The sequence below is a fragment of the Limosilactobacillus mucosae genome (assembly GCF_013423865.1).
Taxonomy (GTDB): Bacteria; Bacillota; Bacilli; order Lactobacillales; family Lactobacillaceae; genus Limosilactobacillus; species Limosilactobacillus mucosae.
Map to the genome: position 1 here is coordinate 1528145 of NZ_CP058954.1, position 15775 is coordinate 1543919.

Sequence of the window (15775 nt, forward strand, 5' to 3'; positions counted from 1 at the left end):
TAGTTAGTTATATTTATATTCTTTAAACGTCATAGACAGAACCGTCATGAATGCCAGCCAAACTACCGCGATTATCAAGGCAATTCTGGTGTCAGGGCTGAACATCAAGATCACGCCCACGGCAAACAGGAAAATCAAGACCATCCAATCAGTAACCGGCGCTCCCGGCATCTTAAAGCCACTGCCTTCCGGATGCAGCTTACGGTAGCGCAGGTGAGCCAACACAATCGTTCCCCAGATAAACAGGAAACTGGTCGTGGCCACACTTGAAACCAGGGTAAAGACTTCGGAAGGAATCAAGTAGTTCAGCAGTGACGACATCCCCATCAAGAGAGCTGAGATGATGATCGCCGTAGCTGGAACCGAATTCTTAGAAATGCGGCTGATCTTACGAATTGAAGGCCGACGTGAAGTTGAGGTCAATTCAGCCAACATGCGTCCAGTCGTGTACAGGGCGCTGTTGCAAGATGAAGCGGCCGCCGTTAAAACTACAAAGTTGATGATTGAGGCCGCTGAAGAAATGCCAATATCCTTAAAGACCATGACAAACGGACTCGAATTTGGATCAAGACGATTCCATGGATAGATGCTCATGATCACAAACAGTGCGCCAATGTAGAACAACAAAATCCGGACTGGAATGTCATTGATGGCCTTGGGAATGACCTTGCGGGGGTTAGCCGTTTCGGCCGCCGTCATCCCAACCATTTCAATTCCGGCAAATGAGAAGATGACCATTTGGAAAGACTTCAAAAAGCCATCCAGGCCGGTTGCGAAAAATCCGCCATGTGATATCAGGTTGCTTGGTGAGGTAACGATGCCGTTGGGACTCTTGAAGCGCACCAGCATCATCCCGACCCCGATTGCAATCAGCAGCAGGATCGCAAAAATCTTGATCAGTGCAAACCAAGATTCGACCTCGCCAAATGCACCAACCGTAATCAAGTTGACACATAAGAGCACCGCCAGCGTAATTAAACCGGGGATCCATTGTGGACAATTCGGCAGCCATAATTGAACGTACATGCCGATCGCAGTAATCTCAGCCATTGCGATTGCGACCCAGCAGAGCCAGTACGTCCAACCAGTGATAAATGCAGCCCGTGAGCCTAAGTAGTCACGAATCGCATCTACAAATGAATTGTAATGCAGGTCAGCCAGCAAGAGTTCGCCCAGCGCCCGCATCAACAAGAAGCACATGATCCCCGTAATCAGATATGCCAGCAGAATGGAAGGACCAGCAACGTGAATGGATTTCCCGGAACCCAAGAACAGCCCCGTACCGATCGCACCACCAAGGGCAATCAGCTGTACGTGGCGATCCTTTAAGCCCCGCGACAGTGTTTGCTGATCCGGTTGCTTTTCCGCCATATTTAATTTCCTCCTTCTCTTAACCTGCCCAACATTTTTTGCTAGACTGGAGGGTAAAACCTAGAATCTTTATTGTACCACGTTTTTAAATTTTCGTTAGAGTTATTGGGGAGATTTTTAATTTTGCGTTCTTGGATTCCATTTATAATACTATTAATCATCTGGGGCACCATGTTTAACCGAGCCTTGCATCTTCCGCTTCATGGCTGGCAATGGTTTACGATGCTGAGCGCCTTGATCTATACTTTGGCCATTGCCTATCTCTGCTTTACGCCAACCCAGTATAATTGGGGCGGCCCACACAAGATTTTTTATCACGTCTTAGGTGTTCCCTGCAACGCCATTCCATTTCAAGCCTTGTCGCCTGATTTTTTCTTAAATATCGTCATGACGGTTCCGGCTGGCATCTACTGGTATCTGCTTAGCGCGCGGCATGATCTCAAGTCGGTATTGCTGTTTGGCATCTTACTGGGAATCTCAATCGAAAGCACGCAATTTTTATGCGATCTGTTTTTCCATGTTGAACGCTTCGTCGATATTGATGACGTCATCACGAATGCAGCTGGCGTCTTAGCCGGTTTTTATATCATGGTGCTTTTAAAAGCGACTGCCTTGGGTGATTGGATCGCGCAACTATCGATAAAATTTGTTAAACTGTAGGAATGAGGTGAATAATATGATCAGTAATGAACAACGCGCGCATGACATTGCCATCGCGCTGCTTCAGGCAAACGGCAAGGATCGCAAGCCAATCGAAGCATATCATGAATACATCAACACCTTGCTGCCAATCTTAAAGGAAATCGATAAAGACTTCCCTAATGGCATCAAGGAACACATCTAAATCGGTTTGAAACCGTAAAAAAAGCAGCCGCGAGTTCTCGCAGCTGCTCTTTTTATTCAATCATCAGTCCACACATAACCGCTTGACTGCCTCAGCAAAGATATCCATTGCCTTAAACATGTCTTGAAGCGGCCATTGTTCATTAGCCTGGTGCATAAAATCAGGCGTAGTTGGCAGCATCGCCCCAAAGGCCACGCAGTTATGCATCGTCCGCGCAAAGGTTGCCCCACCGCTGACCTGTGGCTGAGAAGCAACGTCACCGGTTTGATCCTGATAGACTGTCATCAAGGTCTTAACCAATTCAGTGTCTTTAGGAACGTACAGTGGCGCTACGTAGTCAAAATGCTTATATTGCAGATCGTATTTGGCGACGTTTTGGCTCAGTTTTTCAAGCAGCGCATCACGGTCAACGGTAACCGGAATTCGCAGATCAATCTGCATCCGCGTTTCTTTCGGCGTGATCTTGAGGCTGGAAATATTAAACGTCAAATGGCCGGATGCTTCGTCCTTGACGTCACCCAGCAGATTGGTTCCCGTCGCATCCTCTTTAAAGCATTGACCGATAAAGTCCAGCGGTCCAAAGCCTTTAAAGACGTCATCCAAAGCAATTGCCAGTCTTAAGACCGCGTTGACGCCTTGGGGAGCCAGCATGGCATGAATCGCTTTGCCTTCTACGACCAGCTTGCCGGCTTCTTCATGATACTTGAAGCCATGCTTTTCAAGAGCAGCCTTGACCTCATCTTGCTTTGGACCAGCATATTCTGCCCGATCTGGGACCGCGTTGAATGCACCGCCAGTTTCAACGTTCAGCAGCTCGGTTCCCGGCCCAACCAGGTATGACTGCTGCAGCCCTTTTTCAGCATAGGTAACCGGAAATTCAGCGTCTGGTGAAAATCCCAGATCAATCGGCGCTTCTTTTTGATTGTACTTGGCAATCCCGCGCCACAGCGTTTCTTCATCAGTACCGAAGATAAAGCGGATCTTTTTATTAAAATGATAGCCGCGATTCTCCAACGCCTTGACCGCGAACAGAGCCGCAATCACGGGACCTTTGTCGTCTTGTACGCCGCGCCCATAGACCACATCGCCAAAGACCTCGCCAGAATAAGGATCATGTTCCCAAGTACTCAAATCACCAGCCGGCACCGTATCAACATGGCCAATAATGCCAAACGTCTCGCTGCCGGTTCCAGTTTCAGCATAGCCATAGTAGCCATCTGGATCCTCATAGGTTTGATAGCCCAGCTCATCACAGATCCGCATCAGCTCATCTAGGGTCTGACGAATCTTGGGTCCAAACGGCGCGCCTGGTGCTGGAGCCTCATTATACGATGGCTTGGCAACCAAACGCTTTAAAGCTGCCAGTGCTGCTTGCCGCTCATTTTCTTGAACCAATTCTGCTACCATATTAATTCCCCCTGATATGATTGAAAAAAGCTAAAGTACCGCGGCAATACCTAAGAAGACGCAGGTAACCAGGAACAGGATCACCATGAACTTGGCCATCCACTTCCACCAGATACTGATGTTGACGTGCGCAATTGCCAAGGCCCCCATTACGATTCCGGAAGTTGGCGTAATCAGGTTGATCCAGCCAGAAGCTGCTTGATAAGCCGTGATAACCAGACTGCCGGAAACATGACAGAAGTGTCCCAGTGGTCCCATGATTCCCATCGTAGCGGCAGCCAAACCAGAAGTTGATGGAATCAGGAATGACATTGGAATGTAGAAGATGTAGGTCAAAATGATGAAGGCACTGCGCGACAGGCCGCCCAGTCCGACTTCACCCCAATGCAAAACGGTCGCCGTAATCATACCATTGTTCATGATAACCTGAATCCCACGCGCAACGGCCACGATAATCGCAACGCTGAGCAGGTCGCCCATTCCCTTTAAGAAGGCATCGATAAATTCGCTTTCCTTCATATGAGCAACAAACATAATTACTACCGACATAAAGATGAACAGCAGCGTAATTTCGTTAAAGTACCAAGTCCCCAAGGCTGGAATGTCTTTACCGATCAAAACGCCCAGGAACGGAATGCCATGCAGCCAGTTGGTAAACGTGTCAAAGGCCGTCCAGTGCTTGTTCAGATCAGTCCATGGCACCAGCCCCATGATCATAATGATAAACGTGATCCCAAACAGCCACAGTACGCGTTTTTGTACCTTGGTTAATGGCTGCGTGTCCTGCGTCTTTTCAGAAATATCAAACCGTTTTTCGTCTTCAGCCCGCTGAGCGTAGACCAATGATTTGGTTGGATCTTTTTTGACCTGGTCGGCATAGTGCATCGTGTACCAGATACCAAGCGCCGTGACGATCACCAGCAGGATCAGCCGTGGAATCAAACCTTCACCTGGCGAGATCTTCAATGTAGCTGAGGCAACCCCAGTGGCAAATGGATTGACCGTTGATGCCAGACACCCCAGCTGCGTGCCGACCAAAGCTACGGCAACCGCGACGATTGAATCAAAGCCGCAGCCGATCATCACTGGAATCAGCAATGGGTAAAAGGCCAGCGTTTCTTCACCCATGCCATAGGTCGTACCACCCAGAGCAAACAGGATCATCAAAATTGGAATCAAAGTCCGTTCGCGTCCCTCATAGCGATGAACAACGGCGGAAATCCCATTGTTTAAGGCCCCGGTTTTGTTAACGACGCCTAAGAACCCACCGATTACCAGGATGAACAAAGCGATCTGAATTGCCCCTTCAGTCTTGCTGTCACCGATCATCCCAATAACCATTGCCATGAAGACATCCCAGATACCTTGTGGATGCGGCGAAACGGTATGGTAGGTATGAGCAATAATGTTGCCGGCTGAATCAGTAGCGTACTTACCGGCTGGAATAAACCAAGTTAAGACTGCCAAGACGACGATAATGAAGAATAAAATCGTAAACGCGGATGGCATCTTAAAACGGTGCTTTTTGGTTGGCTTTGCGTTTTCCAAAACGTTCCCTCCTTTAGCTGTTAAGACAATAAAATAATTGCAAAGTTGTTAGATTGCACAAATTAATTATACCAAATTCATGAAAGCATTTACATAGACAAAATAAAAAATGAGTAGCAATTTAAAACTGCTACTCATTTAAAGACTATTTGTCAATTAAATTATTCGATTTCGATGTGAGTGCCAGTGCCGGCTTCTGGTGCCAGCTTAGGCAGCGTCAGAACCAGAACCCCATCGCTGTAGTGAGCAACGGCCTTCTTCAGGTCAACTTCTGGCAGACGGAATGAACGGCTCATTTGACCATAGTTGCGTTCACTGTGCAAAATGTTGCCATCCTTGTCAGAAAGGTCGTCAAACGTGTCACGGCGGCCCGTGATCGTCAGGATGTTGTTCTCATAGTTGATGTGGATGTCCTTCTTGTCAAAGCCAGGCATGTCGACTTTAACGACATAGTTCTTATCGGTTTCTGCAATGTCGGTCTTCATGTGATCTGCCTTAGCGTTGAAGCCAGAGAAGAAATTGTCGTTCAGCAAGTTGCGCATGCCCGCGCTCATTACGTCGTCAAACATGTTGTTATGACGTTGAATTTCATTAGCCATATCCAAAACTTCCTTTCCTATAATAACTCATATCATTTGTACACTTTCATCTTAGTTTGTATATTAAAAAATACAACCCTTCACTTTGCGAAATTCTCTGCTCCTCGGCAAAAATCATTTGACCTTTGCTGACCTTAACGATCGAACTCCTACTCTCGTAAGGGCTTTCATCGTTGGAACAATCACGTTTAAACGTCTTGTCAAATAAAATATTTTTGTATTATATGATTTTTCTTTCATTTGATAAGTCAGTATCATTCGAAAAAATGCCGTTATCTGTCACCAGACCAGGCCGGCAGATTGAGTTGGCCCCGACACCAAAAATCCGTCAAACCAGTTTGGGCTTGACGGATTTTATTTATGCGGTAGCGGTCGCCAATTCAACTGCATTCAGTGCTTTTTTGATCTCATCGACACCAGCCAGCAGCTCGTCTTGACTGGCAATCAATGGTGGCAAAAGACGCAGCGTATTGTCACGAGCCGAAAGTGCCAGAACATGCTGAGAATGGAGCTGAGCCAAGACCTGACCCACGGAAACGGCTTGATTAAGATGAATGCCGATCATCAAACCCAGGCCACTGATTGAATCAACCATATCCATTGGCAGCAGCTCTTTTTCCATAGCTTGATGCATTGCCGCGGCTTTTTGCTGAACCGTGCTCAAAAATTCTTGATCCAGCGTCTTTAGTACCTGCTGAGCGGCCGCCATTGCCAGCGGATTGCCTGCAAACGTCGAACCATGGCTGCCGGGACCAAAGTATTGACCAAGCTCCTTTTTGCCGATCATCGCGCCAACCGGAATCCCATTGGCCAGCCCCTTAGCAACCGTATAGATGTCTGGATCCAGGCCAAACTGCTCAAAGGCAAACAGCGAGCCGGTTCTGCCCATCCCAGTCTGCACCTCATCGATCAAAAGCAGCGCGCCAACCTCGTGACATTTGTCTTGAACGGCCTTTAGCCACTTGGCATCACCAGCAATCACGCCGCCTTCGCCCTGTACGACTTCTAGGATTACCCCAGCCAGATCCGGCTTGATCTCATCGATGGCCGCGAAGTCATTGTACTTGGCAAACCGCGCGCCAGGAACCAGGGGAAGAAAGCCTTCCTTGATGCCCTCGTTGCCCGTTACCGTCAGTGAGCCAGCCGAACGTCCATGAAACGAGTGATCAAATGCCAGGAAATCAAGCCGGCCCGTTGCCTTGCGCGCCAGTTTCAATGCCGCTTCATTGGCCTCGGTACCGGAATTGGCAAAACTGACCAGCATGTCTTGATGAACGCCCAGCTGTGCCGCCACGCTTTCCTGCAGCGAGCTCTCATACAGATTGGATGTGTGCCAAACTTGATGCAGCTGATGTTCAACGGCGTCATTGAGTGCCTTGACGTTGTAGCCCAGGCCGCAGACACCGATGCCACTGGTCAAGTCGAGGTATTCATTGCCCTGTTCATCAAATAGATGGGCTCCGGTTCCTTTTACGATTTCAAATGGGAAACGAGTATAAGTTGGAAATAAATGGCTCATTGAATCACTCCTTGGTAATAATCGTGCCGGGATTTTGCAGACAATTGGTGATGGCTACCTGCTCAACTCCCGCGGTACAGGCTGCAAAGGCAGCTCTGATCTTTGGCTGCATTCCGCTGCTGATGATTTTTTCAGCGACCAGTTTTTGTGAAACCAGCTTCGTTAAGCGCGGTATCAAATGGTGCTGATTCAAAACGCCGGCTACATCCGTCATCAGATAAAGCTTTTTAGCACCCAATAGACTGGCTACGTCAGCCGCGGCCTGATCGGCATTGACATTAAGCCAATTGCCAGCCGGTGTCATCGCTAATGGTGCCAAAACGCCGATATAGCTGTCCAACAGCGGCAAAAGCTTATCTTGATTAACGCTGACGACGGTGCCCACTTCGCCGTAGATGCTTTGATCCAAATACTTGCCCACCAGCATCTGATTGTCCGCCGCATTCAAACCGACGACTGGCAGCTGATGATCGCTGAGCTTCTGCAGCAATAATGGCTGAGCCTGCCCCAACAGTACCAGTTTGGTCAATGCCAATGTCTGGGCATCAGTTACTCGCACGCCGGCTTTTTTAACGACCGGCACCTGCAGCTGTTGGCAAAGCTTGGTAATCAAAGGGCCGCCGCCATGCAGCAGCAGAATCTTTTTACCCTGCGTGCGCCAGACTGCCAGCTGTTCGAAAAAATCATCCGTTAGCTCGCTGATGGCTTGACCACCGATTTTAATAATAATCAGATCCTTCATGAATGCCTCCTAGCTCCGGTACGAGGCATTGATCTGCACGTATTTATAGGTCAGATCGCATCCCCATGCCTGTCCCTTGCCAAAGCCATGATGCAGATCGACATCGATTTTGATCTGATCTTCAGCCAGTTTCTGCCGCAGCAGCCATTCGTCATAGTCAACGCCATGACTGCTCAAGACGATGTTGATGCCATTAAGCTTGATGTCAACGCGATTGACGTCCAAATCAGCATCCGTTGCGCCAATTGCTCCCATGATCCGGCCCCAGTTGGCATCCTGACCAAACAAGGCAGCCTTGACCAGGTTGGAGCCTACGATTGCCTTAGCGACGTGCTGAGCATCCAGATCATTAGCCGCGCCCTTGACGTTGGCTTCAACCAGCTTAGTTGCCCCCTCGCCATCACGGGCAATCTCTTTGGCCAGCGCGCTCAGCACTTGATGGTAGGCCTGGGCAAAGACTGGATAATCGGGGTGGTCCGGCGTCAATGATTCCTCATCCGCCATTGCCAGCCCATTTGCCATGGTAACGACCATATCATTAGTGGAGTTGTCGCCATCAACCGTGATCTGATTGAAAGTCGTGTCAACCTCCTCGCTTAACAGATCCTGCAGGCAGGCCCCGCTGATCTTGGCATCGGTCGTCACAAAGCCCAGCATGGTGGCCATCTTTGGGTGAATCATTCCTGAGCCCTTGCAAAAACCTGCCATCGTGCATTGATGACCCGCGATTTCAAACTTAACGGCAATCGTCTTGGTATGAGTATCCGTGGTCAAGACGGCTTCGGTAACTTTAGCCGACTTAGTTTGCTTCAGCTTGGCAATCCCGGCCTTGATCTTGTCCATTGGCAGCATTTCGCCGATTACCCCAGTTGAGGCCACCCCGATCAGGTTTTGGCTGACACCCAGTTTTTTAGCCATCAGCGCCTGTTCTTTTAAAGCATCCAGCTTACCTTGGGGACCCGTGCAGGAATTGGCGATCGCACTGTTGACGATGATTCCCTGCAGCTGATGATCATGATTGATCGTTTCTTTGGTCAAGGCAGTTGGCGCCGCACAGAACTGGTTGGTCGTATAAACCCCTGCGGCACTGGCTGGTACTTTGGAAAACAGCCAGCCCAGATCTGGTTTTTCAGCCTTGAGTCCGGCATGCAGCCCATCACTGTAAAAACCCTTAGGCCAGGTAAAGGCAGTTTCGACAATTGAAGCAACGTTTGGCGTAGTTTGTGGTTCCATCATATTAAAGACATCCTTTCATTATGGCCAGCTGGGAATCATTGGCAATCCCAGCGTCTCGTCCAGTTCAAACATATGGTTCAGATTTTGGACTGCTTGTCCCGCAGCCCCTTTCATCAGATTATCAATTACGGAAACGACCAGGATCGTGTGACTATTAGGATCCAGTGCCCAGCCCAGGTCGCAGAAATTTGAATGACTGACTTCTTTGATGCTTGGCCAGCCGTTTTTAATCAAGCGGACAAATCGTCGCTTGCCGTAGCATTCTTCAAAAGCCGCGGTCAGTTTTTCTTCATCAACGCCCGGCAACGGCTTGGCATAAATCGAAGCCATAATGCCGCGCGTCACTGGAATCAGCGTCGTCGTAAACTGCAGAGCTTTAACGCTTGCATCCCACTGTTGCAGCTGCTGCAGAATCTCCGGGATGTGCTGGTGCTGATTGACCTTATAAGGCTGCGAGTTTTCGTTGATCCAGGCAAAATGCGAGCTGGTCGTCAGTTTCTTGCCCGCGCCGGAAAGTCCCGACTTGGCATCAACGATAATCGAGTCCGGATCGATCAAATGTTTTTTGACCAGCGGCGCCAGTCCTAACAGCGTGGCCGTCGCGTAACAGCCGGGATTGGCAACATAGCCGGCATGCACGGTATTGAATTCAGCCAGACCATATTGTGCTTTTGCCAATTGATCAGCTGGAGCCGGATCTTTGTGGTACCACTTGGCATACTCTTTGGGATCCTTTAAGCGCATATCGCCGGAAAGATCGATTACGGGAAAATCTGCGTCTAAATAAGGCTGGGCCAATTTGGCAGTGACTCCCGCCGGCGTGGCGAAAAACACAACGTCATTTTCGGCCATAATTTTTCGGACATCATAAGACTCAATCATGATTCGTCGGTCACAGAAAGCCTCGATTTCATCATTTAAAAAACGTGGTGCGGCAGTAGCTTGATGACCATACAGGTGAATGTTTTCAACCGCTGGATGCTGACTGAGCAGCTGGTACAAGACCGTGCCGCTATAACCAGTCACCCCGATAATGGCTGCGTTCATAATCTGTGACCTCCTTGTTTGTGATTGCATAAAAAATTAATAAAATCATTGGTGATAATATAACCCATGAATTAGAATTCGACAACCTTTTATTGGCTATTTTCTCATATTCCTTGAATAATAATTCTTATATCCCTATTTAAGCGCTTTTAAAGGGAATATAATTTTAATAAATAAACAAAATTAACTAACTGACTATAAACTTCTTCCTTCAGATAATTGTATAATATTCTAAAAATATACCACTGTATGCAAAATAAAAAATGGATCCGATCCATCTAGATCAAACCCATTTTCAGATTTTTTACGGTCTTATTTTTACCGACCCGTCAGAATGCCAATGACCAACCGCCAGTTTTTTCACTGATCAACCATTACTTTAAGCTGCCACGATGATCCGCGGTTGACAATCAACTAAGCCGCTTTTAACACGGTGCTGTTCACGGTCAAACGCCGCTGCCAATGATATGATTTACCAATCGGCCGCCCTTAACGCCATTTCAAGATTGCCTCGCCAACCCCATTATGATTGTTGTCGGCCGTAACCTGGTCAGCAATCGCCCGCAGCTGCGGTACCGCATTGCCCATTGCCACCCCAATTCCAGCTGCTTTTATCATTCCCAGATCATTTTGCTCATCACCAATTGCCATCGTCGCAGTCGGCTCAATCTTTAGCAGATCAGCCAGCTGCCTCAGCGCGGATTCCTTACTGGCTAAAGGATGCGTGAACTCCAGGTGGTCTTTTTGACTGCGCAGAACCGTAAAGCGCTGCTTAAAGGCTTTTGGCATGACTGTTTGCAGGTAATCGAGCTTGGCCGGTTCATCCAAGATCATGCCCTTGACTGGTATTAGATTTGGCAAAGCACGCATTTCTGCCAGCGTACGCGTCTGCAGCTCAATCTTAACCGTTGCCGCTTCTTTTAAGATGACGCGGTTTTGATCGCCAGGCGTGACGTACATGCACGCAGGCGTCAACAGACTGAACGCGGCTTGATTTTGGTGAGCAAATTCTAGCAGATCAAGATAGTCGCTAAACTGTAGCTGGTGACTCATCAGGGTTGTTTGGGTCGTCGTCTGAATCAGCGAGCCATTATAGCTGATTACGTACTGATCCGCGTACTGCCAAAATCCGAGCTGCTTAAGATAATCCGTCACTCCACAAAGCGGGCGGCCGGTACACAGCACGATCTTTTGCCCGGCTGTGGCTGCCTGGTGAACAGCTTGAATCGTTCCCGGCAGAATTTGGCCTTGATCATTAAGCAGCGTGCCATCAATATCAACCGCGATTAGTTTTATCATTTTGATCCTCCATTCCCAAGATCTGCTTAAAGCGCGGCAACAGCTCTTGTTCAATAATCTTAAACGAACTGATAAACGATACGCCGCTTAAGGTATCATAAGCCATCGTCAGATCAAAGAATTCGGCTGTGTCAGCATGGTTTGTTTTTTAGGTCATAAATGGTTAGCATGGTTTCCTCATTAATAATCGTTTTCTTAGATTGTACCAAAACCAAGCAAGGTTGGGTTGATTTCGTTTTAGCTGCTGGTATCTTGGGCAACTGCTAAAAGCTCCAGTCTTCGATAAATTCATTTAGGCATTCGCTCTCGCCACAAAAAAAGCGACGCGCAAAACGCGGCCGCTTCTTTTGGTAAGGAAATATGTTTATTGTTTGAGATCGTTTTTTTGGGAAATCAAATGATCAGGGATGATTTGGCATTACCAAGCTGGATTTTAGTACCAGCCGTGACCTTGCCAGAATTGTTGAGCAGCCGTCCAAGAACCGTAACGACTGGCAACGTAATTATCAGCCACGCGTTCTTGGTTGGCAGCTGAGTAGTCGCCATTCAGGTAAGAAGAACTCAGTTGGTACTTACCGTAGTACTGACCGTTTTGCGCGGTGTAGCTGCCACCAGATTCACGAGCAGCGATCCAAGCCTTAGCAGCGGCATCGCTACCAGCAACAGCGGAAGTGTACGTTGATTGCGTACTTGCTGGTGCTTGGCTGGCAGCTGATTGCGCAGCAGCAGTCGTTTGAGCAGCTGGCTGAGTTTGGACCTGGGCGACCGCAGTCTGTTGACCATTTTGATCGTTGACTACGACTTCACCATCGTCTTTGATCGTCAACTGTTGACCAACGAAGATCAGGTTCTTGTCGGCGATGTTGTTGTTTTGGGCAAGTTGGTCAACAAAGTCCAGGTTGCGACCCAACTTGTATGAAATGCTGGAAAGCGTGTCGCCGGCTTGTACCGTGTAGGTCGTGTCGGCGTTGGCCGTAGTTGCTGCTCCCACCGTGCCCAATGCAACGGCACCAGCAACGGCTGCGGTAATCTTCATAGCTTTCTTGTTAAAATTCATATTTGTTAAATCCATCCTTTTTCGTTTGTTTTGATCTTGCTTGTTTATCAACGGTGACTACTATACAGGTTCAACGTTACACGCGGGTTAATCGCAAATATCAAATTCCGCTATTTTCGTAATGTTTCGTAATGTAAGCCGGTTTCATCAATTCTAAACAATGTGTGTCGAAAACGTTATCGTCAGCGTCTGGCTTTGTTTTCATCAATGTTTCACTCAAAAAGTTAGGGATCCCGCAATCTGTAATAAAAAAACCGTAAATTTGAAGATTTTAGCCCTCAAATTACGGTTTTTTCTTGAATTTTTGATTAATTTATTGCTGAATGGCACCCATTATTGATGTCATAATTGGCAGCCGATTTCGTCTTAGTCAAGCGACGCAACACCACCATCGCTCAACTGATCATCAAGTGCGTTAATATCGGCAAGACCGACTGAATCTTATATTCCCAGTCAATTCAGCAGCTGGCCTCCTTTACATTCACCCAATCCGCGTACTGCTTTTGAATCGCCAAACAAGCGGATGCAGCTGATTTAGATCTGCGTCAGGAGCGTTAATGAGCCAATTAAGGTTGACGCTCAATATTCCGAGCTGACAGAATAAGCATTCCCCACTGCCAGCTGCTACGGATTCCGGCGGCGACCATTTTTTCACCGCTAAGCAGCTGACTTTGTGAAGAAAATCGGGCTTGAACTGGCTATGAGTCCTAAAACTACCTACTATTCGCTGTTTTTTAGCCAACAGTAGGTAGCTGCATATTCGATCGCGCTAACTTTACCTACTTATGGCAGCTTTTTGCTAAATAGTAGGTAAAAATGTATATTTTGGGGCTGATTGGGTTAGACCGCCTTCGTGAACTACCTACTATTATGGCATTTTCGTTCAATAGTAGGTAATGTTAGGGAGCCCTAACTCGATATACATTAATTTTTACCTACTTATACATCGATTTTTGCTAAAAGTAGGTAATCAGTTTTTCATTGGGCGTTTTATACAAGTTTTTTTGCATAAAAGTTGGGAGTGTAAAATTGTTTGTGTAAATTTAAAGGCGGTGTTAAAGCCCTCCCCGTATGATTGAACTGCTTAACCAATCAGAATACGGAGGCTTTCCCCAAAGTTTCATCTGGGGCATCTATCATCACTAATGAGCTGACCGTCCATTACCGCAATCGATCGCACGACAATATCACAACCGCAGCTATGATGTTTTTGCGCGAGATAGCGACGCCAACATCTTAATAGTTTCCAAACCGCTAGTAAATCCGCCGACGTCTCAACGATTCCCAGACCGCTAGTAAACGTGCCCTCCTATTCGCAACTCAAATGAGCCAACAAATCGCGTTCCTGCTGACGAACCGCGCCCCGCTGCGCACGACGATCCTGATAGCCAGCCAGCAGATATTTGGTTTCATCATTATCAGCAATCAATTCATCGTAGGCCAACCCCGACTCTGCTCCTGGCACTACATAGGTCAAAAAGCAGGTAAAGCCAACAAAACGTTCGCCAGTCATCAAGTGCTCGCCCAAAACTTTTACGAATACCTCAACTGACCGATGCCCCAGTCCAGTAACCACTGCTCTGACAATCATGGCATCCTGCAGGTGAAACGGCTTGACGAATTGAACGTGATCCATGGCTGCCGTGACCAAAGTAGCCCTTGCAACCCTCATTGCCGCGACTGAAGCCTCTGCATCCACGGCTTCCAACAGGCGACCGCCAAACAGCGTCCCATGCTCATTCAAGTCACCATTCAAAATCCGATGCGTTGTTTCAATTCGTGTTTGTTGACAGTTGATTGCAGTCATCACAAATCCCTCTTCTCAATTTTATCTGCGTCTTATTCTAACACTACTAGAAATTGCCCGCACATCTGCTTTGAATAATTGCTTCCTTATAATGTAACAAACCATTCAAGCATTTTGGCTATCTAAATCTGTCCTAGCTAACCCGCCTGTAGATTCAAAATCAAACCCGCTTGCCATTTCAAAGCTAAAACCGCCTTGCCGATTCAAAACAGTGCCCAGCCCTATGTCAAATCAACTCGCTTCAAAGCGGCATCCACCCCTAGATCAATTCCCTATCTTTTTGCAGCAGCGCCCAACTCACTGTCATCTGTCGCCTCATTTATCAAACCGTCCCATTTCTCTCATATATCATAAAAATACCCTCAAAGTTGTATTTCCAACTTTGAGGGTATGGGTCAATGGCCGAAAATCGCCATTGCCTTTCATATTATTTAGTTAAGCTGATTTTTAGTACCAGCCATGAGTCTGCCAGAATTGTTGGGCAGCCGTCCATGAACCGTAACGATTGGCAACGTAATTGTCAGCAACCTGTTCTTGGTTAGCAGCTGAGTAGTCGCCATTCAAGTAAGAAGAACTCAATTGGTACTTACCGTAGTATTGACCATTTTGTGCGGTGTAGCTGCCGCCAGATTCTTTGTTGGCAATCCAAGCCTTAGCAGCTGCTTCGTCGCCACTAACCGTAGAAGTGTAGGTCGTGGTCGTCGTATTGGTGCTGTAAGTGTTGGCACTGTAAGTAGTTGCTTGAACTTGCGCACTTTGTTGTTGAGCGGCTTGGGCCTGGGCAGCAGCAGCTTGAGAAGCAGCGGCTTGGGATGCGGCAGCTTGAGAAGCAGCAGCGTCACTGGCAGCCTGAGCAGCGGCAGCATCACTGGCAGCTTGTTCAGCACTGGTATCAGCAGCCGTTGATTGAGCGGCACTGTCAGCAGATTGCGCCGTGCTGTCTTGTGCCGTAGCCGTGTTTTCAGCCGTAGCACTTGGCAACGTAGCAGCTTGTTCTGAAGTTGCTGAGGATACTTCGCCATCGTCAGAGATAACCAGTTTTTGACCAACATAGATCAAGTTCTTGTTAGCAATGTTATTCTTGGATGCCAATTGGTCTACAAAGTCTAAGTTGTGACCCAGCTTAGCGGAAATTCCAGACAGCGTGTCGCCGGACTGAACCGTGTAAACCGTGTCGGCATTGGCAGTGATTGCCGTGCCAACCGTGCCCAAAGCTACGGCACCAGCAACGGCAGCAGAGATTTTAACAGCTTTCTTTGAAATTTTCATAAAATGGCAGATTGCAAGAAATAACTTGAA

Annotated in this window: 14 protein-coding genes; 2 read left to right on the forward strand and 12 right to left on the reverse strand. The window is 47.8% G+C overall.

Annotated elements, in window-relative coordinates; genetic code table 11:
• Window positions 1-3 precede the first annotated feature (3 nt).
• A complete protein-coding gene (locus H0G69_RS07580; RefSeq protein ID WP_180304593.1) occupies window positions 4-1371 on the reverse strand; it encodes an amino acid permease in 1368 nt (455 codons plus the stop codon).
• Between the two features lie 123 nt (window positions 1372-1494).
• Between H0G69_RS07580 and H0G69_RS07585 the strand changes: the two genes are divergently transcribed.
• Both H0G69_RS07585 and H0G69_RS07590 read left to right on the forward strand, forming a co-directional pair.
• Complete coding sequence (locus H0G69_RS07585; RefSeq protein ID WP_180304594.1) at window positions 1495-2031, forward strand: VanZ family protein; 537 nt, start codon at window positions 1495-1497, stop codon at window positions 2029-2031.
• A gap of 16 nt (window positions 2032-2047) precedes the next feature.
• The gene (locus H0G69_RS07590; protein ID WP_006500145.1) at window positions 2048-2215 is read left to right on the forward strand and encodes a hypothetical protein; all 168 of its coding nucleotides are present in this window, start codon (window positions 2048-2050) and stop codon (window positions 2213-2215) included.
• 63 nt (window positions 2216-2278) lie between these two features.
• Here the strand turns inward: H0G69_RS07590 and H0G69_RS07595 are convergent, their stop codons facing one another.
• From H0G69_RS07595 to apf (H0G69_RS07645), 11 genes are all read right to left on the reverse strand, one after another.
• Complete coding sequence (locus tag H0G69_RS07595; RefSeq protein ID WP_180304595.1) at window positions 2279-3622, reverse strand: M20 family metallopeptidase; 1344 nt, start codon at window positions 3620-3622, stop codon at window positions 2279-2281.
• A 30-nt stretch (window positions 3623-3652) separates the two neighbouring features.
• A complete protein-coding gene (locus tag H0G69_RS07600) occupies window positions 3653-5131 on the reverse strand; it encodes a YfcC family protein (protein ID WP_180305429.1) in 1479 nt (492 codons plus the stop codon).
• Between the two features lie 200 nt (window positions 5132-5331).
• Window positions 5332-5769: an Hsp20/alpha crystallin family protein gene (locus H0G69_RS07605; protein ID WP_006500148.1), complete on the reverse strand. Its 438-nt coding sequence runs from the start codon at window positions 5767-5769 to the stop codon at window positions 5332-5334.
• Between the two features lie 358 nt (window positions 5770-6127).
• The gene (locus tag H0G69_RS07610; protein ID WP_180304596.1) at window positions 6128-7288 is read right to left on the reverse strand and encodes an acetylornithine transaminase; all 1161 of its coding nucleotides are present in this window, start codon (window positions 7286-7288) and stop codon (window positions 6128-6130) included.
• A gap of 4 nt (window positions 7289-7292) precedes the next feature.
• Window positions 7293-8030, reverse strand: coding sequence for an acetylglutamate kinase (gene argB / locus H0G69_RS07615; protein WP_180304597.1), 738 nt, complete (start codon window positions 8028-8030; stop codon window positions 7293-7295).
• 9 nt (window positions 8031-8039) lie between these two features.
• Entirely contained in the window at window positions 8040-9266 is a 1227-nt protein-coding gene (gene argJ, locus H0G69_RS07620) for a bifunctional glutamate N-acetyltransferase/amino-acid acetyltransferase ArgJ (RefSeq protein WP_155519156.1), read from the reverse strand.
• Between the two features lie 18 nt (window positions 9267-9284).
• Window positions 9285-10313: an N-acetyl-gamma-glutamyl-phosphate reductase gene (argC, locus tag H0G69_RS07625; protein ID WP_074504998.1), complete on the reverse strand. Its 1029-nt coding sequence runs from the start codon at window positions 10311-10313 to the stop codon at window positions 9285-9287.
• Between the two features lie 489 nt (window positions 10314-10802).
• Complete coding sequence (locus H0G69_RS07630) at window positions 10803-11612, reverse strand: Cof-type HAD-IIB family hydrolase (protein WP_180304598.1); 810 nt, start codon at window positions 11610-11612, stop codon at window positions 10803-10805.
• A 433-nt stretch (window positions 11613-12045) separates the two neighbouring features.
• Window positions 12046-12669, reverse strand: coding sequence for an aggregation-promoting factor (apf, locus tag H0G69_RS07635; RefSeq protein ID WP_180304599.1), 624 nt, complete (start codon window positions 12667-12669; stop codon window positions 12046-12048).
• Between the two features lie 1309 nt (window positions 12670-13978).
• Window positions 13979-14476, reverse strand: coding sequence for an acyl-CoA thioesterase (locus H0G69_RS07640; protein ID WP_180304600.1), 498 nt, complete (start codon window positions 14474-14476; stop codon window positions 13979-13981).
• A gap of 447 nt (window positions 14477-14923) precedes the next feature.
• Complete coding sequence (apf, locus tag H0G69_RS07645; RefSeq protein ID WP_180304601.1) at window positions 14924-15745, reverse strand: aggregation-promoting factor; 822 nt, start codon at window positions 15743-15745, stop codon at window positions 14924-14926.
• Between the last annotated feature and the right edge of the window lie 30 nt (window positions 15746-15775).